18 protein-coding genes are annotated in these 22925 nt (G+C 67.4%); 9 read left to right on the top strand and 9 right to left on the bottom strand.

Annotated features, from left to right (window positions below; translation table 11 throughout):
- Positions 1–41 precede the first annotated feature (41 nt).
- The 4 genes from VV867_RS17120 to VV867_RS17105 are packed head-to-tail and all read left to right on the top strand — an operon-like array spanning position 42 to position 3593.
- On the top strand, positions 42–1313 hold the full coding sequence (locus VV867_RS17120) for a nitrous oxide reductase family maturation protein NosD (RefSeq protein ID WP_442965037.1): 1272 nt from the start codon (positions 42–44) through the stop codon (positions 1311–1313).
- Positions 1310–2224 carry an ABC transporter ATP-binding protein gene (locus VV867_RS17115; protein WP_328567074.1) on the top strand — a complete coding sequence of 305 codons (915 nt, stop codon included), beginning with the start codon at positions 1310–1312 and terminating at the stop codon, positions 2222–2224. The genes VV867_RS17120 and VV867_RS17115 overlap by 4 nt, the downstream gene beginning before the upstream one ends.
- Positions 2221–3045, top strand: a complete 825-nt coding sequence (locus VV867_RS17110; protein ID WP_328567073.1) for an ABC transporter permease — start codon at positions 2221–2223, stop codon at positions 3043–3045. The genes VV867_RS17115 and VV867_RS17110 overlap by 4 nt, the downstream gene beginning before the upstream one ends.
- Before the next feature lie 23 nt (positions 3046–3068).
- On the top strand, positions 3069–3593 hold the full coding sequence (locus tag VV867_RS17105) for a nitrous oxide reductase accessory protein NosL (RefSeq protein WP_328567072.1): 525 nt from the start codon (positions 3069–3071) through the stop codon (positions 3591–3593).
- Here VV867_RS17105 and VV867_RS17100 read toward each other — a convergent pair.
- A complete protein-coding gene (locus VV867_RS17100) occupies positions 3590–6442 on the bottom strand; it encodes an EAL domain-containing protein (protein ID WP_328567071.1) in 2853 nt (950 codons plus the stop codon). The two genes, VV867_RS17105 and VV867_RS17100, sit on opposite strands and share 4 nt — an antisense overlap.
- A gap of 179 nt (positions 6443–6621) precedes the next feature.
- On the opposite strand from VV867_RS17100, the gene uvrD reads away from it, so the two are divergent.
- Complete coding sequence (gene uvrD / locus VV867_RS17095) at positions 6622–8802, top strand: DNA helicase II (protein ID WP_328567070.1); 2181 nt, start codon at positions 6622–6624, stop codon at positions 8800–8802.
- A gap of 13 nt (positions 8803–8815) precedes the next feature.
- Here uvrD and VV867_RS17090 read toward each other — a convergent pair whose 3' ends face one another.
- Positions 8816–10708: a sulfatase-like hydrolase/transferase gene (locus tag VV867_RS17090; RefSeq protein WP_328567069.1), complete on the bottom strand. Its 1893-nt coding sequence runs from the start codon at positions 10706–10708 to the stop codon at positions 8816–8818.
- An 18-nt stretch (positions 10709–10726) separates the two neighbouring features.
- Here VV867_RS17090 and VV867_RS17085 point away from each other — a divergent pair, with 18 nt between their 5' ends.
- Positions 10727–11524, top strand: a complete 798-nt coding sequence (locus VV867_RS17085) for a 2OG-Fe(II) oxygenase (RefSeq protein WP_328567068.1) — start codon at positions 10727–10729, stop codon at positions 11522–11524.
- Here the strand turns inward: VV867_RS17085 and VV867_RS17080 are convergent.
- The 7 genes from VV867_RS17080 to VV867_RS17050 form a co-directional block, all read right to left on the bottom strand.
- Complete coding sequence (locus tag VV867_RS17080) at positions 11518–12648, bottom strand: acyltransferase family protein (RefSeq protein WP_109935007.1); 1131 nt, start codon at positions 12646–12648, stop codon at positions 11518–11520. The genes VV867_RS17085 and VV867_RS17080 overlap by 7 nt on opposite strands.
- A gap of 69 nt (positions 12649–12717) precedes the next feature.
- Entirely contained in the window at positions 12718–14325 is a 1608-nt protein-coding gene (locus VV867_RS17075) for a hypothetical protein (RefSeq protein ID WP_328567067.1), read from the bottom strand.
- A gap of 103 nt (positions 14326–14428) precedes the next feature.
- Entirely contained in the window at positions 14429–16096 is a 1668-nt protein-coding gene (locus VV867_RS17070; protein ID WP_328567066.1) for a hypothetical protein, read from the bottom strand.
- On the bottom strand, positions 16086–17261 hold the full coding sequence (locus VV867_RS17065) for an acyltransferase family protein (RefSeq protein WP_328567065.1): 1176 nt from the start codon (positions 17259–17261) through the stop codon (positions 16086–16088). Before VV867_RS17065 ends, VV867_RS17070 begins: the two co-directional genes overlap by 11 nt.
- Positions 17245–18255, bottom strand: a complete 1011-nt coding sequence (locus VV867_RS17060) for a glycosyltransferase family 2 protein (protein WP_328567064.1) — start codon at positions 18253–18255, stop codon at positions 17245–17247. The genes VV867_RS17065 and VV867_RS17060 overlap by 17 nt, the downstream gene beginning before the upstream one ends.
- Positions 18252–19175, bottom strand: a complete 924-nt coding sequence (locus tag VV867_RS17055; RefSeq protein WP_328567063.1) for a glycosyltransferase — start codon at positions 19173–19175, stop codon at positions 18252–18254. The genes VV867_RS17060 and VV867_RS17055 overlap by 4 nt, the downstream gene beginning before the upstream one ends.
- A gap of 13 nt (positions 19176–19188) precedes the next feature.
- Complete coding sequence (locus VV867_RS17050) at positions 19189–19848, bottom strand: sulfotransferase family protein (protein ID WP_328567062.1); 660 nt, start codon at positions 19846–19848, stop codon at positions 19189–19191.
- 200 nt (positions 19849–20048) lie between these two features.
- On the opposite strand from VV867_RS17050, the gene VV867_RS17045 reads away from it, so the two are divergent.
- From VV867_RS17045 to VV867_RS17035, 3 genes are all read left to right on the top strand, one after another.
- Entirely contained in the window at positions 20049–20804 is a 756-nt protein-coding gene (locus VV867_RS17045; protein ID WP_074978273.1) for an ABC transporter permease, read from the top strand.
- 8 nt (positions 20805–20812) lie between these two features.
- Positions 20813–21574 carry an ABC transporter ATP-binding protein gene (locus tag VV867_RS17040; protein WP_109935013.1) on the top strand — a complete coding sequence of 254 codons (762 nt, stop codon included), beginning with the start codon at positions 20813–20815 and terminating at the stop codon, positions 21572–21574.
- A gap of 69 nt (positions 21575–21643) precedes the next feature.
- Positions 21644–22909, top strand: a complete 1266-nt coding sequence (locus VV867_RS17035; protein WP_146219620.1) for a sulfotransferase family protein — start codon at positions 21644–21646, stop codon at positions 22907–22909.
- Positions 22910–22925: the final 16 nt, after the last annotated feature.

The following is a 22925-nucleotide window of genomic DNA, read 5'->3' as shown; positions in this document are numbered from 1 at the left end:
CGGCAGCGCCACCTGCGAACGCCCCCGGAGGATGCTTCCGCGTGCCCACTTCCCGCGCCTGCCTCGCCCTGCTGCTTACGCTCGCCGGCCCCGCGCTGGCCGCGCTCCAGCCGATCGACGAGCTGCCCCTGCGCGCGGCGGGCGAAGGGCTGTGGACGCTGGCGGCCGGCACCTACGCCGGCCACTTCCTCATCGACCGGCCAATGCACCTGCGCTGCGAGGACGGCGCCACCTTCGACGGCCAGGGCCAGGGCAGCACCCTCACCGTGCGCAGCGCCGAGGTCACCCTCGAAGGCTGCCGGGTGCGCGACTGGGGCCGCAACCTGACCGACATGGACTCGGCGATCTTCGTCGAGAAACGCGCCCGCGGCGTGGTCCTGCGCGGCAACCGGCTGCAGGGCCCGGGTTTCGGCATCTGGCTCGACGCCAGCGAAGACGCCCAGGTGCTGGACAACCGCATCGAGGGCGATGTGCAGCTGCGCTCCCAGGACCGCGGCAACGGCATCCACCTCTACGCGGTGCGCAACGCCCTGGTGCGCGGCAACCGGGTGCGCCACACCCGCGACGGCATCTACATCGACACCGCCAACGGCAGCGCCATCGAGCACAACCGCCTGGAAGACCTGCGCTACGGCGTGCACTACATGTTCACCAACGACAGCCGGGTGATCGGCAACCTGACCCGCCGCACCCGCACCGGCTACGCGCTGATGCAGAGCCGCAAGCTCAGCGTGATCGGCAACCGCTCGGTGGACGACGAGAACTACGGCATCCTGATGAACTACATCACCTATTCGACCCTCGCAGGCAACCGCGTCGAGGGCGTGCGCAGCGGCAGCGGCGTGACTGGCGAAGGCATGATCGCCGGCGCCGAGGGCAAGGCCCTGTTCATCTACAACTCGCTGTACAACCGCATCGAGGGCAACCGCCTGGCCGGCAGCGCCCTGGGCATCCACCTGACCGCGGGCTCGGAGGAAAACCGCATCGCCGGCAACGCCTTCGTCGGCAACCGCCAGCAGGTGCTCTACGTGGCCAACCGCACCCAGGAATGGTCGGTCGACGGCCGCGGCAACTACTGGAGCGACTACCTGGGCTGGGACCGCGACGACGACGGCCTGGGCGATGTCTTCTACGAGCCCAACGACAACGTCGACCGCCTGCTGTGGCTGTACCCGCAGGTGCGCCTGCTGCTTGCCAGCCCCTCCATCGAACTGCTGCGCTGGGTGCAGCGCGCCTTCCCGGTGACGCGCTCGCCGGGGGTGCGCGACAGCCATCCGCTGATGCGCGAACCACAAGCGGAGGCGCGCCCATGAAGCTGCTGGAAATCCAACGCGCTAGCCTGCGCTACGGCGCCTTCACCGCCCTGCACGGGCTCGACCTGGACCTGGCCGCCGGCGAAGTGCTCGGCCTGCTCGGTCACAACGGCGCCGGCAAGACCACCAGCATCAAACTGATGCTCGGCCTGCTGCGCCCCGACTCAGGCAGCGTGCGGGTGTTCGGCCACGCCGCCGACGCCCCCGCGGTGCGCCGCCAGCTCGGTTTCCTCCCGGAGAACGTCACCTTCTACCCGCAACTGACCGGCCGCGAGACCCTGCGCCACTTCGCCCGCCTCAAGGGCGCCGCGCCCGCCGAGGTGGACGCGCTGCTCGAACAGGTGGGCCTGGCCCAGGCCGCCAACCGGCGCCTGAAGACCTACTCCAAGGGCATGCGCCAGCGCCTCGGCCTGGCCCAGGCGATCCTCGGCCGGCCGCGCCTGCTGCTGCTCGACGAGCCCAGCGTGGGCCTCGACCCGGTGGCCACCGTCGAGCTCTACCGCCTGCTCGACCGCCTGCGCAGCCAGGGCACCGGGGTCATCCTCTGCTCCCACGTGCTGCCCGGCGTCGAATCCCACATCGACCGCGCCGCCATCCTCGCCCACGGCCGCCTGCTGACCTGCGGCAGCCTGGCCGAGTTGCGCCGCGAGGCCGGGCTGCCGACGCGCATCCGCATCGCCGGCCCGCGCAGCGAACGCTGGCTGGAGCACTGGCGCGCCAGCGGCTACGCCGTCCGCGCGCTGGACGGCGGGCGCATCGAACTGCTGGCCGCCGAGGAACGGCAGCGCCGGCTGCTGCAGGCGCTGCTGGAAGAACAGCCCCTGGGCCTGGAGGTGCTGCCGCCCTCGCTGGAGGACCTCTACCTCCACCACATGCAGGGCGCCGGGCGCGCCTGCGGAGAAACGCCATGAAGCCGGTCTGGCACATCGCCCGCAAGGAACTGGCCGACGGCCTGCGCAACCGCTGGCTGCTGGCGATCAGCCTGCTGTTCGCCCTGCTCGCCGTGGGCATCGCCTGGTTCGGCGCCGCCACCGCCGGGCAGGTGGGCTTCACCTCGATCCCGGCGACCATGGCCAGCCTCGCGAGCCTGGCCACCATCCTCATGCCGCTGATCGCCCTGCTGCTGGCCTACGACGCCATCGTCGGCGAGGAGGAAGGCGGCACCCTGCTGCTCCTGCTGGCCTACCCGCTGAGCCGTGGCCAGCTGCTGCTGGGCAAGTTCCTCGGCCACGGCCTGATCCTCGCCCTGGCCACCCTGCTCGGCTTCGCCGCCGCCGCCCTGTCCATCGCCGTGCTGGTGGAGGACATCCAGCTGCCCCAGCTGCTGTGGGCCTTCGCCCGCTTCATCCTGTCGTCCACCCTGCTCGGCTGGGCCTTCCTGGCCATGGCCTACGCCCTGAGCAGCCGCGTCGGCGAGAAGTCCACCGCCGCCGGCCTGGCGCTGAGCCTGTGGTTCTTCTTCGTGCTGCTGTTCGACCTCGCCCTGCTGGCCCTGCTGGTGCTGGGCAAGGGCCGCCTCAGCCCGGAGCTGCTGCCCTGGCTGCTGCTGCTCAACCCCACCGACATCTACCGCCTGATCAACCTCTCCGGGCTCGGCCCGGAAATCGACGGCGTACTGGTCCTGGGCCGCGACCTGCCGGTGCCCGGCGCCCTGCTCTGGCTGGCTATGGCCGCCTGGACGCCGGCGGCGCTGGCCCTGGCCTACCGGCTGTTCCAGCGCCGCCCGGCCTGATGCCTCACCCCAAGGAGCCCCCGATGCCGCTGCCCCGCCCGCCCCGCCTCTACCTCGCCGCCCTGCTCGGCCTGCTGCTCGCCGGCTGCGGCGACGGTCGCCAGGACGCCGCCGACCTCGCCCCGGTGCCCTTCCACAGCGGCGACGAATGCCACGTCTGCGGCATGCTCATCGACGGTTTCCCCGGGCCCAAGGGCGAGGCCGTGAGCGCCGGCAAGGTGCGCAAGTTCTGCTCCACCGCCGAACTGCTCGGCTGGTGGCTGCAGCCGGAGAACCGCCACGACGGCCAACGCCTGTACGTGCACGACATGGCCCGCAGCGACTGGAACCACCCCGACGACCGCCACCTGATCGACGCCACCGGCGCCTACTACGTGGTGGGCATCCAGCGCCCCGGGGCGATGGGCGCCACCCTCGCCTCCTTCGCCAGCCAGGCCGACGCCGAGCGCCTGGCCAAGGCCGAAGGCGGCCGCGTGCTGCGCTTCGCCGAGATCGACCAGGCGGTGCTGCAGGGCGTGAGCGGCGACCACGCGCACCAGGCGCACTAGCCCGCCGGCTGGCCGTAGGCCTCCAGGAGGGCGGCGAAGGGCGCCGGCGCCAGCGGCGGGCTGATCAGGTAGCCCTGGATCTCGTCGCAGCGGTGCTGGCGCAGGAAATCCAGCTGCTCCTGGCGTTCCACGCCCTCGGCCACCACCTTCAGCTCCAGGCTGTGGACCATGGCGATGATGGCGCGGGTGATGGCGGCGTCCTCGCCCTGGGCGGACAGGTCGCGGATGAAGGTCTGGTCGATCTTCACGTAGTCCACCGGGAAGCGCTTGAGGTAGCTGAGCGAGGAATAGCCGGTGCCGAAGTCGTCGATGGCCAGCTTCACGCCCATCTCGCGCAGCTGGCGGAAGGTGGCGATGACGCTCTCGACGTTCTCCAGCAGCTGGCTCTCGGTGATCTCCAGCTCCAGCAGCCGCGGCGCCAGGCCCGTCTCGTCGAGCACGGTGCGCACCAGGCTGGCCAGGTTGCCCTGGCGCAGCTGGTGCACCGAGAGGTTCACCGACACCCGCAGGTCGGCCAGCCCCCGGGCCTGCCAGGCACGCGCCTGGCGGCAGGCGCGGCGCAGCACGAACTCGCCGATGGCGCCGATCAGCCCGGTTTCCTCGGCCAGCGGGATGAACTCGCTAGGCGGCACCATGCCCAGGTGCGGATGGCGCCAGCGCACCAGGGCCTCGGCGCTGTCCAGGCGGCCGTTGGCCAGGTTCAGCTTGGGCTGGTAGTGCACCTCCAGCTGGCCATCCTCGACGGCCTTGCGCAACTGCACTTCCAGTTGCAGGCGCTCCAGGGTGCAGGCCTGGAGGTTGTCGGTGAAGAACTGGAAGGTGTTGCCGCCCAGGTGCTTGGCGTGCTGCATGGCCATGTTCGCCTGGCTCATCAGCGCGGAAATCTCCCGGGCGTTCTCCGGCAGCAGGCTGATGCCCAGGGAGGCGCTGAGCATCAGCTCCTGGCCGGCGACGCTCATCGGCATGCGCAGCCGCGTCAGCAGGCGGCTGGACAGGCGCGCCAGGGCCGAGAGACTGGAATAGGAGTCCACCAGCACGGCGAATTCGTCGGCCGACAGCCGGGCGATGGTGTCCGCCTCCGGCACCGCCTGGGTCAGGCGTCGGGCGATCTGCCGCAGCAACTGGTCGCCGACCTCGTGGCCGAGGCTGTCGTTGAGCAGCTTGAAGCGGTCCAGGTCGATCAGCAGCAGGGCCAGGCTGCGCCCGCTGTGCCGCGCGCGCTGGCCGGCGTCGTGCAGGCGCTGCTTGAACAGGCCGCGGTTGGCCAGGCCGGTGAGCTCGTCGTAGTGCGACAGGTAGCGCAGGCGCTCCTCGGCGTCGCGGCGCGCCGTGAGGTCGGCGAAGAAGCCCACCACGTGGGACGGCTGGCCGCGGTTGTCGCGCACCATGTTCAGCTGCAGCCACTGCGGGTACGGCTCGCCGTTCTTGCGCGTCTCCAGCAGCTCGCCCTGCCAGCTGCCGACGCGCTCCAGCTCCTCGCGGATCAGCAGGTACTGGCGGCGGGTCTCGGGGTTGCCGGAGAGGTTCGCGGCGACCTCGCCGATCACCTCTTCCGGGCGGTGCCCGGTGACGCGGCTGAAAGCCTGGTTGACCGCCAGCAGGCGGTAGTCGGCATCGAGGATGACGATACCCTCGCTGGCCGCCTCGAACACGGTGGCGGCCAGGCGTTGTTCTTCCTCGCGGCGCTTGCGCGCGCTGACGTCGCAGCGGGTGCCGAGCATCCGCGTGACCTTGCCGCGGGCGTCGCGGGCCATCACCCGGCCGCGGTCCTCCACCCACACCCAGTGGCCGTCGGCGTGGCGCACGCGGTATTCGACGCGGTAGCCGTCGGTGCGCCCCCGCAGGTGGTCGGCCAGGGCCCGGCGCAGCAGCGGCACGTCGTCCGGGTGCAGCAGCGGGCGCAGGTCGGCGCGCATGCTGCGCACCGCGTCCTGGTCGAGGCCGAAGATTTCCCGCAGGCGCGAGTGATGCACCTCGTCGGTACGCAGGTTCCAGTCCCACAGCCCCAGCTCGCTGGCCTCCAGGGCCATGGCCAGGCGCGCCTGGCTGTTGCTCAGCTCGACGCTGCCGGCCTCGACCCGCGCCTGCAGCTGGTCGCGGGCCTCGCGCAGGGCGCGTTCGGCGCTGCGACGCTGCTCGACCTCGCGGGCCAGCTCCTGGTTGAGACTTTCCGCGCGGCCCTTGGCCTGCTCCAGGTGGGCCACCAGGGCGAGGGTCTGGAAGCGCCGCAGCAGGCTGCCCTGGACCAGCCGGTTGACCTGCCAGGCCACCACCAGCAGGGCCGACAGCAGGATCGAGCCGAGCAGGCCCCAGCCCTGCTGCAGGTTGCTGCCGTTGAGCAGCAGGTAGCCGATGGACGGCAGCAGGCAGGGCAAGGCGAAGGTCAGGAAGGCCGGCAGGCTCACCGCATAGGCGACGCTGGCGGAGAGGATGGCCGCGGCGATCAGGCCGAACACCAGGGCCTGCTGCAGGAAGGCATCCGGCGGCACCAGGGCGATGGCGGCGAAGGCCAGGGTCAGCCCCGAGGCGCCGGCGCCGAAGAGGAACGCCCGCTGCCAGTGCGCCTCGGCCTGGCGCGGCGGCTCGGCGTTGTGGAAGGCGGCGACCTGGATCAGCCGCATCACCGCCAGCAGCACCAGCCACACCAGCCAGCCGGCCAGCAGCAGGCCGTCCTGGCTGCGCCAGAGCAGGCCGGCGCAGGCCAGGCCGTTGAGCAGCATGAGCAGGGTCGGCACCCGCGAGCCCTGATAGAGCAGGCGGGTGCGCTCGATGGCGAGTTCGTGGGCGTACTGCTGGCGGATCTCGGCATGGCTGAACGGCACTGCCGAGGTATCCAGGTATGCGGTCATAGGCGGCTTTTTCTTGTAGTGGTCGGCCTTGGCGTGGCCCGAGCATAACCGAGGCGGCAGGGTCGCCCAAGCTCGGCAAAGCGGCAATATGCCAGCAATTGGCTGAACTTTCGTCGGGCAGGTGCCGGACGGCGCTTCGGTTTGCCGGGCTTTCCCCGCCATCGGTAGAATGCCGCCCCATGAACGACGACCTCTCCCTCCTGCTCAACTCCCTCAACGACCCGCAGCGCCAGGCCGTGGCCGCGCCGCTGGGGCACCAGCGCGTGCTCGCCGGTGCCGGCTCGGGCAAGACCCGCGTGCTGGTGCACCGCATCGCCTGGCTGATCCAGGTGGAGCACGCCTCGCCCCACAGCATCCTGGCGGTGACCTTCACCAACAAGGCGGCGGCGGAGATGCGCGCGCGCATCGAGCAGTTGCTGGGCATCAACCCGGCGGGCATGTGGGTCGGCACCTTCCACGGCCTGGCCCACCGCCTGCTGCGCGCCCACTGGCGCGAGGCCGGGCTGCCCGAGGGCTTCCAGATCCTCGACAGCGACGACCAGCTGCGCCTGGTCAAGCGGGTGGTCCGCGAGCTGGGCCTGGACGAGCAGCGCTGGCCGCCGCGCCAGGCGCAGTGGTTCATCAACGCGCAGAAGGACGAGGGCAACCGCCCGCAGAACATCCAGGCCAGCGGCGACCTCTACCTGGCCACCATGGTCAGCGTCTACCAGGCCTACGAAGAGGCCTGCGCCCGCGCCGGCGTGGTCGACTTCGCCGAACTGCTGCTGCGCTCGCTGGACCTGTGGCGCAACGACCCCGGCCTGCTGGCGCACTACCAGCGGCGCTTCCGGCACATCCTGGTGGACGAGTTCCAGGACACCAACGCCGTGCAGTACGCCTGGCTGCGCCTGCTCGCCCGCGGCGGCGAGAGCCTGATGGTGGTGGGCGACGACGACCAGTCGATCTACGGCTGGCGCGGCGCCAAGATCGAGAATATCCAGCAGTTCGCCGACGACTTCACCGGCACCGAGGACATCCGCCTGGAGCAGAACTACCGCTCCACCGCCACCATCCTCAAGGCCGCCAACGCCCTGATCGCCAACAACCACGGGCGCCTGGGCAAGGAACTGTGGACCGACGGGGTGGATGGCGAGCCCATCACCCTCTACGCCGGCTTCAACGAGCACGACGAGGCCCGCTACATCGTCGAGACCATCGAGGACGCCCTGCGCAAGGACGGCCTGAAGCGCAGCGAAATCGCCATCCTCTACCGCTCAAACGCGCAATCCCGCGTGCTGGAGGAAGCCCTGCTGCGGGAGAAGATCCCCTACCGCATCTACGGCGGCCAGCGCTTCTTCGAACGCGCCGAGATCAAGAACGCCCTGGCCTACCTGCGGCTGATCCGCCTGCGCGACGACGACGCCGCGCTGGAGCGGGTGGTCAACATCCCGCCGCGCGGCATCGGCGAGAAGACCGTCGAGGCCATCCGCAACGCCGCGCGCCTGAACGGCACCTCCATGTGGCGCGCGATCAACGACGTGATCGCCGCCAAGGCCGTGACCGGCCGCGCCGCCAGCGCGCTCAACGGCTTCCTCGAGACCGTCGACCTGCTGGCCCAGCGGGTCGAGGGCATGCCGCTGCACCAGATGACCCAGACGGTCATCGAGCAGTCCGGGCTGATCAGCTACCACAAGGAAGAGAAGGGTGAGAAAGGCCAGGCCCGGGTGGAGAACCTGGAAGAACTGGTCAGCGCCGCCCGCGCCTTCGAGACCCCCGAGGACGAGGACATCCCGCCGCTGGTGGCCTTCCTCGACCACACCGCGCTGGAGGCCGGCGACACCCAGGCCGACGCCTTCGAGGACAGCGTGCAGCTGATGACCCTGCACAGCGCCAAGGGCCTGGAGTTCCCCCTGGTGTTCCTGGCCGGCATGGAAGAAGGCCTGTTCCCCCACAAGATGAGCCTGGAAGAGCCCGGCCGCCTGGAAGAGGAACGCCGCCTGGCCTACGTCGGCATCACCCGCGCCATGCAGCGCCTGGTGCTGACCTACGCCGAGACCCGCCGCCTGTACGGCAGCGAGACCTACAACAAGGTCTCGCGCTTCGTCCGCGAAATCCCGCCGAGCCTGATCCAGGAAGTGCGCCTGTCCAACTCGGTGAGCCGGCCGCTGTCCGGCAACCAGCGCAGCGGCAGCCTGTTCAGCGGCGCCGGCGTCCCCGAAACCCCCTTCGCCCTGGGCCAGACGGTACGCCACCCGCTGTTCGGCGAAGGCGTGATCCTCAACTTCGAAGGCTCCGGCGCCCAGGCCCGGGTGCAGGTGAACTTCGACAGCGAAGGCAGCAAGTGGCTGATGCTCGGCTATGCCAAGCTGGAGGCGGTGTAGGCCTCCAGCGCTCTCAGCGTTTGGGGCAGAGCGTCGACTGCATGTCCGCCAGGCTGTAGCCCTCCTGTTGCGGCAACAGGAACTTGTCGACCAGTACCGGCCGGCCGATGCGCCCGGCGAAGCGCGCCCCGCCCTTGCCGTCGCTGCCGACATAGGTCGGATTGGCCAGTGGCGCGGCGCTGCCGGGCCGGCTGAGCAACTGTTCGCTGTGCATCACCGCCTTGCCGTTGAGGTACAGGGTGAAGCGGCTGGCGCCCGGGCCCGGGAAGGGGAATCCGGAGGGCGGGTTGATGGTGAAGCTGGCCACCAGTGAATTGCACGAGCGCTCCAGCGCCAGCGGCTCGCTGTCGACCTGCACCTCGCCATGACGCATGTGCAGGCGCCCCTGCTCCAGCCACAGACGCCACACACCGTCCTGCTCGACCAGCACCTGGCGCTCGTCGCCCGGCGCCTTGCCCAGCCCCAAGCCTAGCGAATAGGAATCGAACACCGGTGCGCGCTGGAAGTCGCGGCCGCTCAGGTAGCCCACGCTGGCCGCGGTCGGCGGGTGCCAGTCCAGCGGCACCGGACGCACGCGTCGCTCCCAGTCACGGATGCGCGCCGAGGCCTGCCCCGCGGTGAACGCCGGCATGCCGCTCTGGACTAGCGGCCCCTGGCCGACCGGCCCGCTGACCGGGGCATTCAGCACCTTGCCGTAGATGTCGCGGTAGAACAGGCCCTGGCCGGGAACGTGGCCGGCGTAGATCATGCCGAACTGCATCAGGTCGGCGCCCCAGTACAGGTCCTTGAACGGCGGCAAGGGACGTTCCTTGGACAGCGGCGCCGAGAGGTCGCGACCGGTGAGGCCGGCAACCGGGTGTCCCCCGGCCATGCCCACCAGGGTCGGGTAGATGTCGGTGATGTGGGTCACCGAGTCGATGTCCCGGTCGTTGTGGTGGCCCGGCCAGAAGATCATCAACGGCGTGCGCACGCCGCCTTCGAGGTAGGTCGCCTTGGTCCCGGAGAGCGGGTAGTTGCTGTCCCGGTTATGGTTGGGGCTGCCGTTGTCGCTGCTGAACACCACGATGGTGCGCTCGGCCTGGCCGCTTTCCCGCAGCGCGTCGAGCACCCGTCCGACGTTGTGGTCGAGCTGTTCGAGCAGGGCCAGATAGTTGCCCTCGGGAGTGTCCGGCCAGCGCTTGCGGAAACTCTCGGACGGCTGGATCGGCGTATGCGGGGCCAACAGCCACAAGTTGATGAACCAGGGCTTCTGTTCCGTGGCGCCGGCGCGGATCAGCTCCACCGCGCGGTCGGTGAGCAGATCGTCGAGGTGCCCCTGGACCTGCCGCGGCGCCTCGTCGTTGCGCTGCAGCCAGGGGTTGATGTAGGTCGGTCGACGCGCCACCAGGCGGCCCTGGGCATCGGGCCCCTGCAGGACGAAGTGGTTGAGCATCCCGTACCAGTCGTCGAAGCCCTGGTGGTTGGGACGGATCTCCGGGTACTCGAGCGCCTCGCCCAGGTGCCACTTGCCCAGGTGGTGGGTGCTGTAGCCCAGCCGCGCCAATGCCTTGGGCAGCGTCACCAGGTCCGGCGACAGGCCCAGGCCGTCGGGCTCGAAGCCGATGCTCACCGGGGCCCGGCCGGTGATCAACGCGGCCCGGCTCACCGAACAGGTGCTGTCGGTGTAGTGCTGGCGGAAGCGGATCGACTGGCGGCTGAGCTGGTCGATGGTGGGCGTGCGGGCCTTGCCGTCGCCCCAGGAGCCAATGTCGTTCACCCCCAGGTCATCGGAGAGGATGAACAGGATGTTGGGCCGCTGCGACAATTCGGCAGCATTGCCCTGCAACGAACCGAACAGCAGAATGGAGCCCACCAGCAGGACCCGGGCCAGCAGCGCCGGAGCCGACTGCCGAAGATGACGGAACATGAGCAGGATTCCTGAACAATGATAAAGAGTCTCTTCCGAACGCACGGGGAGCCGAAAAGCACTCCCTGCGAGAACGGCCTTCTACTGGACTATGCCGGCCTGGAACAACGGGTCGCCGAGCAGGCGCCACGCTACCAGTCCAACAGTCCCTTTGCGCACATCGTCATCGACGACTTTCTCCCGGCCTCCACCATTTCCCGCCTTCTCGCCGAATACCCCGCCGACCAGCAGAGCCCGATCTGGAACGACGCCTCGCACCGTGACAAGAGCAGTGGCGAATACGTCCAGCAGCTCAAGCGCAACGTCCGCGACGTGCTGCGCATGCCCCCCAGCTACCGCCAACTGTTCTGGGAACTGAACTCCCAGCCCTTTCTCGCCTACCTGGCGAAGCTCACCGGCATCGGCAACCTGATTCCCGACCCCAACCTGCGCGGCGCCGGCATCCACCAGATCGCCCGCGGCGGCTTCCTCAAGGTGCACACCGACTTCTGCACCCACCGCGACTTCGGCCTCGACCGGCGCCTGAACGTGCTCATCTACCTCAACGACGACTGGCAGGCAGCCTACGGCGGCGAGCTGGAGCTCTGGGACGCGCAGATGCAGGGACCGCCGACCCGCGTCCTGCCGATCCTCAACCGCTGCGTGGTGTTCAGCACCACCGATACCTCCCTGCACGGCCACCCCCGCCCCCTCACCTGTCCCGAGGGCGTCTACCGCCGTTCCCTGGCCCTGTACTACTACACCAACGGCCGGCCGGAAGGCGAAGCCACACCGGGCTTCGCCACCCACTGGCGCGACACCCCGGACGGCTACTGAAGCAACGCGCCGGCGCTGCCTCGCGGTTCCGCAGGGGCAGTGCCGGCGTAGCGCCGCTTCAGGCGCAGGAACGGCCGCTCCAGCAGGTAGAACGACAGGCTGGCCAGCAACAGTGTCAGCAGCGAACCCGGGCCCAGGATGGTCCAGGGCGAAGCGCCGCCGTCGCGCATGAACACGTAGATCGGGAAATGCCACAGGTAGAGCCCGTAGGAAATCCGCCCCAGCCAGGTCAGGCCAGGCAGGCTGAGCAGGCGCTCGACCCAGCCGCCGCGGTTGCAGAGCACGTTGAGCACCAGGCACGCCGCGCTGAGCTCGACCCCAGCCAGCATCCAGTAGTACAGGCGCATGTCCACCCAGTAATGCGCCCGGCTGGCGACCCCCGCCAGGTACAGCACCGCCACTACCGCCAGCACGCCGAGCAGGCGCCCGGCCCAGGGCCGGCGTAGCGCCTGCAGCAGCCCGAAGCTCTCGGCCAGGCCCAGGGCACAACCGACCATCAGCGCATCCAGGCGGGTGTCCAGGCCGTTGTACAAGCGATCCGCCTCCGCGCCCTGCCAGGCCAGCAGCACACGCCAGCCCCAGGACGCCAGCGCCAGGCCCAGGGCCACCAGCACCAGCCGGCGCGCACCGCCGAGGTAGCGCAGCAGCCCCAGCAGAAGCAGCGGCCAGAACAGGTAGAACTGCTCCTCCATCGCCAGCGACCAGGTATGCCCCAGCCCTTCCACCGGATTCAGCGAAAAGGCCCGCGCCCAGTTGCTGGTGTAGCTGGCCGCCAGCGCCACGCTTTGCAGGTAGCGTTCGAGCACCTTGCCGTCGAAATTCCACAGGCAGTAGCCGAGGAACACCAGCAGCAACAGGCTGAACGCCGGCAATAGGCGCAGGCAGCGGCGCAGGTAGAAGCGGCGCAGGCTGATGCCGCCGCTGTCGCGGTACTCCTCGACCAGCAGCAGGCTGATCAGGAAACCGCTCAGCACGAAGAACAGGTCCACCCCGATCATGCCGCCGGTCAGGGCGGCGGGCCAGGCGTGGAACACCATCACCGTCAGCACGGCGCAACCACGCAACCCGTCCAGGCCCGGCATGTGGGCCGGGCGCGGAGCTGTGTGGCGATCAGTGATATTCATCGGCGCAGAACCCGCGCCGGCCCAAGGCCGGCAATCCAGCGCCCCGTACCTGCCGCAGGCAGGGAAACATCAGCGGCAATAGGTCTGCACACGAGGCTCACCGAACACGTAGCCATCGAACAGCTTGCGGCCCGCTGTTAGCGAGTAAGTGTCGAGTACCGTTCGGCCCAGCAGCGCCACCCCGGTCACCTTCTGCTCGCCATCCACGAAGAATACATAGCGGTAATGCTTGCCACCGGCGCTTCCCAGCTTGCCCTGGACCTGCGAGGCCTGGTGAGCGGCGTCTACCTGCCTGGCGTCCAGTTGCTCCACCGGGCAGGGCGTGGCCTGAAGCCCTGCGATGGGCTGGCCGATGCTGTTGGCCGGGAAGGCGGAGGCCGCGCTGAAGATGGAGACCCCGGCCTGGCGCGCATTGCCGAAGTAGCGACGCATTTCGTCGGCGCTGGCGAACGGGAACAGCCGCGCCGGCGCCTGCGGGTCATCGATCCCCATCTGCAGCCCCAGGGCCAGCACGGCCTTGGCGTGAGGAGCCAGGGAAATCGGATCCGGATCGTGGAAGTACAGGGCGCGCTGCTGTTGCCCGGTCAACAGCGCGGCAACCAGCAGGAACAGCACCCGGGCCGCGGCCTGTGCCTTGAAACGCAGTTGCCAACGCGCCACCACCAGGATCAGCAAGGCGCTCCACATGCTCAGCGCCGGCGTGGTGTAGCGGCTGGAGGCCGCCAGTTCGATGTTGAACAGCGAACGGCCGAAGGCAGTGGCGCCCGCGGTACAGAAGATGAACAGCACGTAGGCCAGCAGCCCCAGGGCGAACGGCGAACGTCGCAACGGCGACACCAGCAGGTAGAGGCTCAGCAGCACCGCGCCGAGCCCGGCGGCGACGGCCACCTGGATGTTGCCGAAGACCCAGTAGAAGGGATTGCCCAGGTAGGCCAGCGCATAGGCGATGACCTTGAACGGATGATTAACCAGCAGGCTGGGGCCGAACTTGCGTCCGGGCGTTTCCTCGTAGCCGAAGAAAAACAGCCCGATCGCCAGGGCCGCGACTACAACGACCAGCGCCGTACGGCGCCAGGAGCGCGTGGTGATGGCGGTGAGCAGGACCAGGATCGGCAGGGCGAAGATGCCATTGGCCATCGAGAAGGCGCTGCAGAACCCCAGGACCAGGCTGGCCAGCGCCCAGCCGGCGTTGCCGCCATGCTCGACGCTGCGCCCATGGGCGTAGAAGCACAACAGAGGGAACAGGTAGACCAGGTAGAACTGGCTCTGGAACTCCCAGGTGATGTTCTGCCACTGCATCCACGCCAGGCTGGTCATGCTCAGGCAGGCCAGCAGCAGCATCCGAACGTCCGGGCTGGCCGTGCCGAGGATGCGCAGGGCATAGCGGTACAGCATCCAGCATATCGCCAGCATCAGCGCTATGTTCAGCGGAATGAGCAGCAGATTGCGGCCGCCGAAGTAGTGCATGTCCAGCCAGAAGAAGATCTTCGAGAAGAAGATTCTGTGGTCGTAATGCTGGTGCCACCAGGCCCAGGGATCGGTGAGCGACCTCAGGTAGAAGTTGACGATGCCTTCCCAGCTGTCGCTGAGGGGCACCGGCGAATAGTTCAGCCAGGCGCCGTAGACTGTCGAGGCGAGGAACCACAGCGCGGCCAGGACCGCCAGCCAATGGAACACGCGGGAAGTCACTCTGTTCGCAGATTGCACCGTGTCATCCGTTTTCTTGTTGTACAGACTGCCGATCAAAGCAGGGTCCTCCGGCCGACGGGCCGTCTTGGAGTCAGAAGGTCTCAAGGCACTTGGCCGAAGCGAATTCGCCGGCCCCGACGAGAAACGCCTGGAACAGGCTCGGCGGACGCCGCTCGAGGGTCAGCCAGGGCAGGTTGTCTATCACGCCCAACCCAACCACGCGCCCGCTGTCGTCGCCCAGCGCCAGGTAATCGAAGCGGCGCGCCTGCGCCTCGGGCAGCGTGCCGCTGACCCGCAGGATCCCGCCGCTGGCGCTGCTCCACGCCTCTGCGCGCGCGTCCCGCACCTCGCAGGGCCGGCCTGACAGTTGCCCGATATCGCGTCCGAGCAACGCCGCCAGAGCAGAAAGATCCGAATGCGGATCGTCGAAAATGGAAATCCTGGCGGCACGGGCACGCTGGAATTGTTCCCGCGCCTCACCGGCGCCGAGCTGGCCCAAGGGCTTCTCGCTTTCGCCCAACTGATAAGACAACAGTGCGGCCTGCCGGGCCTTGTCGGGCACTGCCCAGTAGTCGATACGCAGCGTATTGAACTGACCCGCTAGCAGCACCAGGAACACCGCGAGAAAAGCCAGTGCCGGTACCCAGCGCGACAAGCGCCAGGCATCCGGCAACAAGCGCAGCGACAACAGCAGCAATGCCGCCCACATGAGCAACGCCGGGGTGGTATAGCGGCTGACCAGGGCCGTGTCGTAACCCATGAAGCTACGCCCCAGGCTGGTCAAGCCGGCGCTGATCACCACGTAACCGACGAAGCCCAGCAGTGCCAGGCAGAAGGGGTCGCGGCGGCTGCGCAGGCAATTCACCAGCAAGGCCGCAAACAGCGCCAGGCCCAGGTAGCCCATCGTCATTGCGAGGGGCACCTTGCCGTCCACAGCCACTGCCGGGGCCCCACCGAGGTAACAAGCCATGTAGTTGACGAAGGGCAGCGTATGCTCGACCAGGATCCGCAGGCCCAGATCGGTGGCAGGCCCTTTCACGTAGTTGGAGAAATACAGCCCCCACACCAATACAGCGGTGAGCAGACAGATGGCGAAGCGCCGGCCGGGCCCCCAGCGCAACAGGCTGAAGACGGCCATCACCGGCAGGCAGAACAACCCGCTGATCATGCTGAAGGTAGCCAGGACGCCCAGGGCGAGAGCCCCCCAGAAAGCCCCCCAGCCCTGCTCGGCGCGCGCCAGCCAGTAAAGCGCCAGCAACGGCAGTGCGAAGGCAGCGATGAACTGGTTCTGGAAAGGTGATGCGGCGTTATCGTGCTGCAGCCATGAGAAGCACATCAACGCCAAGGTGCAGTACAGCAACCAGCGTCCCTGCACCGAGTATCCGGGGAACAGCCGGCGCGAAAAGGCCACCAGCGTCGCCCAGGCCAGCCCCAGCAGCAGGAAATTCAGCACAACCAGAATGACGGCGCGGCCGGCGAAGTAACGCAGGTCCAGCCAGAAGAACAGCTTGGAAAGAAGAATCCGGTGCTCGTTATGCTGGCGCCACCAGGCCTGGAAGGACTCCGAGTCCAGGTAGAAGCCTATGTAGCCGGTCCAGGAGTCCAGGTAGGGGATGGGCGAATAGTGCACCCAGGCGAAATAGGCCAATGACAGCAGGAACGCCAAGGCAGCAGTTCCCGCCAGCAGGCAAGAAACGCCCAGCAGAGGCAGGGCCCGCTCGCGATTATCCGGCAGCATGGCGGCTGCATCAGCGCGCATCCGTCGCGCCCTCCATCGCCACCGGCTTGCTGGCGAAGACCGGCAGGCGGGCCTTCAGGTTGAGGAATGGCCGCTCGATGCAGCGGTAGCAGGCGAAGGACAGCAGCCAGATGAGCGGCAGGCTCCCCACCAGGGCCAGCCAGTGCAGTGGCTGCAAGGGCGTGGCCATTTGCTGGGTGGCCAGGCGTACCCAGTACAGCAGGTAGAATTGCACGGGAACATGCACCAGGTAGAGGGAGTAGGAAATCTTTCCGGCATGCTCCAGCAGCGGGTTGAGCAACAGCGATCTGACGCCGCCACGCAGGTGCAGGCTGCACAACAGCAGGCAGCCCCAGAGCAGGGCCTCCAGGTTGTGGTACATGGGCAGGCGGTCCATGGCCGGGCGCTGCCCGACCTGTCCATACCAGGCCAGCAACGTCAGCAGCGCTGCCAGCGCCACGCCGCCAACGAGCCCGGCCACGCCGCGGCGCCCGAGCCATCGCGTCGACCAGCCGGTGTTGTACAGCCAGGCGAAGAGCGCCCCCGAGAGGAAGGCGCCCCCTCGGCCGAACAGAGAGTCAGCGACGCTCCAGTGCCCGGGAGCCGCCAGCCATTGTCGATCGCTGAGCAGATACAGGTGCGCCCCGGCCCAGGCCAGCAAGGCCAGAGCCACCACCCAGCGACCCAGCCGCCAGCGCAGCAGCAGCATGGTCCAGGGCAGCAGCAGATAGAACTGGATCTCGGTGCACAGCGACCACCAGGGCACGCTGAAGGGAAACAGGCCGAAGCCGACCGGGATGAAGAACAGCGCCTTCAGGGCATCCGCGCTACCAGTGAAGAGCCAGGCGACCAGGATAGCCAAGTAGTACAGCGGCAGGATACGCAAGGCGCGCGCCCAGTAGAAACGCCGGATGTCGATGTCCCGGCGCTGCCGCAGCGCTTCCAGGAACGGCAGGCTGAGCAGGAAGCCGCTGAGCACGAAGAACAGCGTGACGCCGGTATTGCCGGCGGCGATTATCTTCATCCACGCCGGCGCCGCAGCGCCCAGGCCGTGATCGCCACGGTCGCCGAAAAGAATGCCGAAATAGTGGAAGCCGATGACCAGCAGGACCGCCCAACCGCGCAGCGACTCCAGTTCCGGCAGGTAGTGCGCAGGCCGGCGCAGCCCCTCAATGGTCTGCGACATGGCCCCGGGCCTGCAGCGATTCGCGCTTGATCTGCTCGTCGGCGAAGGGATCGCGCCCATCGTTGGCGAAGCGCTGGAAGCGCTTCTGCGCCCACTCGGCGGACCGCTCCAGGAAGCGCATCGCCGGCCATTTGAACTGCCCTAGCAGCAAGGGCTCCAGGGTCGGGGAATGGTAGGGCAGGCCGCGAATCGCCAGGTACTCCTCCTGCTGCCGCTGGAGGATCTGTTCGCGGCGGCCGGATTCGGAGGTGGTCACTCCACCATGCAACTGATGGAAGGAACCCTCCCCGGCCAGCACCACCAGTTGGGTAGCGGGAAGCATCGCCAGGCGCCGGTAGATGTCCAGGTTCAGCATGCCGCCACCGGGGCACTGGAAGCGCTCGTCGGCCTGGCCGATCTCGCGGAAGCATTCGGCGCTCGCGAACAGGCAGTTGCACTCCATGAACGGCTGCAAGGCCCCACGCGCGTTGCCGGGGCTCCAGCAGGCGATGTCGAACAGGCCATAGCCGTTGCGCGGCCAGTCCACCGACTGCAGCAGGTTTATCTCGCTGGTTTCCGAATAGCCATTGGTCAGGTGGAACTGCTGGTCGTGCTCGCCCAGGTGGAAGCCCGGCACCGCCACCAGCGCCTGCTCGTTCATGCGGAAGGCCATCAGGGCATGCTTGATCACCCCTGGGGTGAGCATGCGCGCCCCGTCGATCAGCAGTCCGATATAGCGCCCCCGGGCCTGGGCGAAGGCGAAATTGATCGCCGCCGCCGGCGATACCCCCGGCTCGTCCCGCAGGAAGTAGCGGAAGTCGCCCGGCAACTCCGCGATGGCCTGGGCATCCAGGGTGCGCGCGGAGCGGTTCTCCACCACTATCACTTCGTAGTCGGCGGCATCGGCATCCTGCTGGTAGTCGCTGGCCAGGCTGCGCAAGGTGTTCAGCGCCTGGCGCTGCATGTCGTAGGCGATGACGATGATCGATAGCAGGGGCTGGCGTTGCTCGCTCATTGCGGCCGTACCTGGGTCAGCGAATGTTCGAGGAAACGCAGCACGTGCGGGTGCGGCGAACCCAGCAGGATCGGCCGCACGCTCGGCGGCGAACGGTCGTCGCCGCGGATCTCGCGGTCCTGGTCGTCGAGTTGCTTGTAGACCCGCTCGCGCTCTTCCCTCAGGGTGCCGGTGGTCACGCCGCCGTGGAACTGGTGGAAGGAGCCTTCGCTGTAGAGCAGGTAGAAAGGCGTATCGGGCATCTCGAGGAGGCGCTTGTACAGGTCGAGGTTGGCGTTGCCGCCGCCGAAGTCGTTGTAGCGCGGGTTCACCCCGCCGAGCTGGCGCCACTTGCGCCGCGACATGGCGATGAAGTTGCTCTCGTAGTTGGCCTGGAAGAAGCCGCCCCGGCATGAACCGCTGAGTACGGCGATGTCGAACAGCCGATAGCCGTTCTCCGGCCAGTTGATCTGCCGCAGCAGGCCCGCCTCGACCTCCTCGTTGTATCCCTCGTTCACCGCCACCTGCTGCAGCTTGTGGCCGATGTGGTAGCCAGGCGCGGAGACTGCCGCATGGGGCTCCAGGCGGAAGGCATCGAGAGCGCCCTTGATCACTCCTGGGGTCACCATGCGCGCGCCGTCGATCATGATCGCCATGTGGCTGCCGCGGGCCACCGAGGCACCGAAGTTGATCGCATGCACAGGCGTGCGTTCGGTCTCCTGGCGGTGGTAGTAGCGGACGTTGCCGCCCTGTGCCAGGGCCCGTGTGGCCCCTAGCAGGCGGTCCGAGTGGTTCTCCACCACTATGACTTCGTAGTCGCTCTCGCGAACGCCGTGCTGATAGCGCACGCTCAGCGAATGCAGGGTCCGTTCGGCCTGGTCGGGCATCTTGTAGACGATCAGGACGATCGACAGCTTGGGTCTGCGCAGCAATGACAGCATGGGAACTCCGGCCTCAGCGGGCGATGGCCTGAAGTTGCCGGTAGATCTTGTCGATCTGCGCGGGCAAGGCTTCGGCATGCTGCGTCACATGATGGCGCAGTTCGGCGCTGAAGAAGCGCTCCTCGGGCAGGCGCTGCAGCGCCAGTTCATCGAGCACCCCGTTGAGCTTGCGGTGCAGCACCGCTTCGTCCTCGTCGAAGCACAGCACCGGGAAGGCGGCCTGCCGGTGCAGGTCCAGCAGACGCTGGTTGTAGGCCGCCCAGATGGCGAAGGCGCGCTCGCGCGGCATGCCGCCGCGGGCATCCAGGGACTGCGCCACGGCCTGCGGGTGGCGGAAGATGCCAACATAGCCCAGGGAAGGCAGCAGCTGCTGCCAGCCCTCGATCACCAGGACCGCCCGCGGGTCCTTGAACCCCCAGCGCGGCACCTCGCGGTAATCGTCGATCAGCGCCCGGGCTTCGGCGAACTCGGCATCACTCCAGCGGATCGGCACGTCGGGCGGGTTATCCCAGGCGAAGCCACGAGCCGCCAGGACGCGATCGTGGAAGCCGACGATGTCGAGGTTCTCGCGGTTGCCCTTGAGGTTGTGCGGGTTCCAGGTGCTGTGCTTGCCCAGCTCGAGGCCGGCCTGCTGCAGCGAACCGGTCAGGAAACTGGTGCCGCTACGATGCATTCCGACCACCATCAGGGTAGTGGCGGGCAGCTGCGGGGCCGTTTCACCCTTTGATTTGAACAAGGCTTGAATGAACCGCATCCTGAGCTCTTTTTGTTGGTTTTTTGTTAATTCGGCAGGGATCGCACGAAAATCGCGAGGCTTTTCTGGAACCGCATTGTGGTTAAATGGATACCCCATTTCAATCCAATAAAAAAGAAATGAAGTACAGGGATATCGTCCTCTACGGCGTCTACACCGATCTGCGTACCGAGGTGGCCCGGCGCTTCCTGGGGTTCCTCTGGTGGATCATCGAACCGGTGATGTACATGGGGGCTTTCTACATCGTCTTCGGCCTCGCCCTGCGCCAGAACACCCCCGGCTACGTCCCGATGCTACTGTCGGGCATGGTGGTCTGGAAATGGTTCGACGGCTCAGTCCGACTGGCCAGCAACGCCCTCTCGGCGAATGCCGGGATCATCCAGCAGATCTACGTGCCCAAGTACGTGTTCGCGCTGATCCCCATCCTCAGCAACACCTTCAAGTTCCTGATCATCCTCGGCCTGCTGATCGTCGCCCTGCTCGCCAGCGGCCATGTGCCGAGCGTGCACTGGCTGGGACTGTTACCGGTGATGCTGGTGCAGTTGTTTCTTATCGTCTCAATCGGCTTCCTGCTCGCCGCCATCCTGCCCCTCGCACCCGACTTAAAGCAGGTTGTGGATAATGTGCTGATGCTGATGATGTTCCTCTCTGGCGTGTTCTTCAGCGTCGACCACCTGCCCGAGAAGATGAAGCTGTTCTTCAACCTCAACCCGATGGCGCCGGTGATCACCGCGTACCGGGACATGCTCCTGCACAACGCCTGGCCATCCTGGGCCAGCCTGGCCTACGTGATACTGGTTTCGTTGCCGATCTTCGCGGTCGCGTGCGGCTTGCTGCACTACTATGACCGTAAATACGCCAAGCTGATGCTGTGAGGCCAGTAGTGAAGAACGATGTCATCCTCACCGCCGATCGCATAAGCCTCTGCTATCGCCAGCGCACCGGCGTGCTGCGTTACGAAAAATTCTGGGCGCTCCAGGACGTGTCCTTCGAACTCCACGAGGGCGAGACCCTGGGCCTGATCGGCGGCAATGGCGCCGGCAAGAGCACCCTGCTGCGGGTCATCGCCGGCATAGTCGAGCCCAACCACGGCCGCATCCAGCGCCACAAGCGCCTGGTGGCCAGCCTGCTGGCCCTGAACGTGGGCTTCAAGACCGACCTGTCCGGGCGCGACAACGCCATCATCGGCGGCCTGTTGCTAGGCCTGTCCGCCCGGCAGGTCCGTACTCGCCTCGATGAAATCCGCGAATTCAGCGGCCTGGAGAACTTCTTCGAACAGCCGGTGGCCAGCTATTCCACCGGCATGCGCGCCCGCCTGGGCTTTTCCGTGGCCATGCACGCGGACCCGGACATCCTGCTGATCGACGAGGTGCTCGGGGTCGGCGACCAGACCTTCAAGGATCGTTCGCAGCAGGCGATGCAGGAGAAGATCCGCTCGAACAAGACGGTGGTCCTGGTCTCCCACAGCCTCGACGCGGTGAGCAAGCTGTGCGACCGGGTGCTATGGATCGAGAAAGGCAAATCGATCGACTGCGGCGCGACCGACGAGGTGCTCGGGCATTACGACCGGGTGATCAAGGAAGTGGTACGTGAACAACGCAAGGCCCAGCGAGAGGCATTGATGGCCAAGGCCGATCCGGCGTAACGCGGAGCGGCCGATCAAGGGGGCACATTGATAATGACAACAACAAGAAAAGTCCTGGTCGTTCTCGGTATGCACCGTAGCGGCACCAGTGCGATTACCAAGGGATTGGAACTGCTCGGCGTGGAGCTGGGCAACAACCTGATGCCGGCAGCGAAGGGCAACAACGAGCGCGGCTTCTTCGAAGACCTGGATATCCACAACTTCAACCAGCAGCTCATCAGCGAAGTCCTGGACAACGACTGGGACAGGCTCGAGCCCCTGCAACTGGACAGGCTGGGGGCCGAACACAGGTCCGCAGCGCAGCGCCTGCTGGCGGAAAAGCTGCCCGAACGCCGCCCCTTCGCCTTCAAGGATCCCCGGGTCAGCCTGCTGCAGCCCTTGTGGGAATCGGTATTCGACAGCCTCGCCATCGATCATCGCTACCTGATCTGCGTGCGCAACCCGCTGAGCGTTGCCGGCTCGCTGTTCAAGCGTGACAGGCTCCACCCGCTGAAGGCCCAGTTGCTGTGGTGCCATTACATGCTGGCCGCCTTGCGGCATACCCAGGGCAAGCCCCGTGTCTTCGTGGATTTCGACTTGCTGTTCGAAGAGCCGCTCAACGAACTCGAGCGAATCGCGAAAGCCTTCGAACTACCTCAGCCTGACCGGGCGGCGGCAGACGTGCGCGCTTATGCCACCGACTTCCTGGCGCCGGCCCTGCGCCACAACCACAGCCACGATGAGCAACTCGAAGACCCGCGCCAGGCGTTGGCGCTGACCAGAGACCTGTTTCGGCTCCTGAAGCGCCAGGCCGATGCCTGCTGCGCGGATGAAATCGACGACGGGCAGCTGCGGGAACTGGAGAGCCGCTACGAGGAGCTGCTGCCGATTCGCCAGGACCTGGATCGAATCTACAGCGACCGGGACCGGCTCGAGACGCACCTGCTCATGATCAGCAACGATCACTTCAACCTGCTCGAGAACACCGACGGAATCTCCCGCCCGGTGTCGCTGGACGCATGGCGGGAGTACTACGCGAAGGAACTGCGCAAGGATCTCATACAGGCCCGCCGCGAAGAGGCCCATCACCGGCAGCTCCTGCAACACGAATGCTGGCGGCTGGAGGATCAGCTGAAAATCGCCCAGTCGCAGAAAGAAAGCGTGCAACTGGAGTTGCAGCGCATCTACATGAGCAACTCCTGGCGCCTCACCGAGGCGTTGCGTGCTCTCAGGCGCGCCCTGGTGACAACGCCCCTGAAGCTGCTGCGCGGCGAGGTGAAGATCAACCCTGGCAAGCCGCAGGCAACGGACCTGGACCGGCTAGGCTACGAAACCGACGCCGAAGCCGGTCGCTGACAATCCACCGCCCCCA

Source organism: Pseudomonas sp. JH-2 (assembly GCF_036231725.1).
Taxonomy (GTDB): Bacteria; Pseudomonadota; Gammaproteobacteria; order Pseudomonadales; family Pseudomonadaceae; genus Pseudomonas; species Pseudomonas delhiensis.
The sequence above is the reverse complement of the archived record's forward strand: the minus strand, read 5'-3'. Positions and strand labels throughout refer to the sequence as shown.

What these genes read in the sequence shown, in the direction of transcription:
- VV867_RS17070 (WP_328567066.1), bottom strand. Translation starts at nt 16,096, where the DNA reads ATGCGCGCTGATGCAGCCGCCATGCTGCCGGATAATCGCGAGCGGGCC.
- VV867_RS17050 (WP_328567062.1), bottom strand. Translation starts at nt 19,848, where the DNA reads ATGCATCGTAGCGGCACCAGTTTCCTGACCGGTTCGCTGCAGCAGGCC.
- VV867_RS17045 (WP_074978273.1), top strand. Translation starts at nt 20,049, where the DNA reads ATGAAGTACAGGGATATCGTCCTCTACGGCGTCTACACCGATCTGCGT.
- VV867_RS17110 (WP_328567073.1), top strand. Translation starts at nt 2,221, where the DNA reads ATGAAGCCGGTCTGGCACATCGCCCGCAAGGAACTGGCCGACGGCCTG.
- VV867_RS17035 (WP_146219620.1), top strand. Translation starts at nt 21,644, where the DNA reads ATGCACCGTAGCGGCACCAGTGCGATTACCAAGGGATTGGAACTGCTC.
- VV867_RS17085 (WP_328567068.1), top strand. Translation starts at nt 10,727, where the DNA reads ATGATAAAGAGTCTCTTCCGAACGCACGGGGAGCCGAAAAGCACTCCC.
- VV867_RS17100 (WP_328567071.1), bottom strand. Translation starts at nt 6,442, where the DNA reads ATGACCGCATACCTGGATACCTCGGCAGTGCCGTTCAGCCATGCCGAG.
- VV867_RS17105 (WP_328567072.1), top strand. Translation starts at nt 3,069, where the DNA reads ATGCCGCTGCCCCGCCCGCCCCGCCTCTACCTCGCCGCCCTGCTCGGC.
- uvrD (WP_328567070.1), top strand. Translation starts at nt 6,622, where the DNA reads ATGAACGACGACCTCTCCCTCCTGCTCAACTCCCTCAACGACCCGCAG.
- VV867_RS17090 (WP_328567069.1), bottom strand. Translation starts at nt 10,708, where the DNA reads ATGTTCCGTCATCTTCGGCAGTCGGCTCCGGCGCTGCTGGCCCGGGTC.
- VV867_RS17080 (WP_109935007.1), bottom strand. Translation starts at nt 12,648, where the DNA reads ATGAATATCACTGATCGCCACACAGCTCCGCGCCCGGCCCACATGCCG.
- VV867_RS17065 (WP_328567065.1), bottom strand. Translation starts at nt 17,261, where the DNA reads ATGTCGCAGACCATTGAGGGGCTGCGCCGGCCTGCGCACTACCTGCCG.
- VV867_RS17115 (WP_328567074.1), top strand. Translation starts at nt 1,310, where the DNA reads ATGAAGCTGCTGGAAATCCAACGCGCTAGCCTGCGCTACGGCGCCTTC.
- VV867_RS17060 (WP_328567064.1), bottom strand. Translation starts at nt 18,255, where the DNA reads ATGAGCGAGCAACGCCAGCCCCTGCTATCGATCATCGTCATCGCCTAC.
- VV867_RS17055 (WP_328567063.1), bottom strand. Translation starts at nt 19,175, where the DNA reads ATGCTGTCATTGCTGCGCAGACCCAAGCTGTCGATCGTCCTGATCGTC.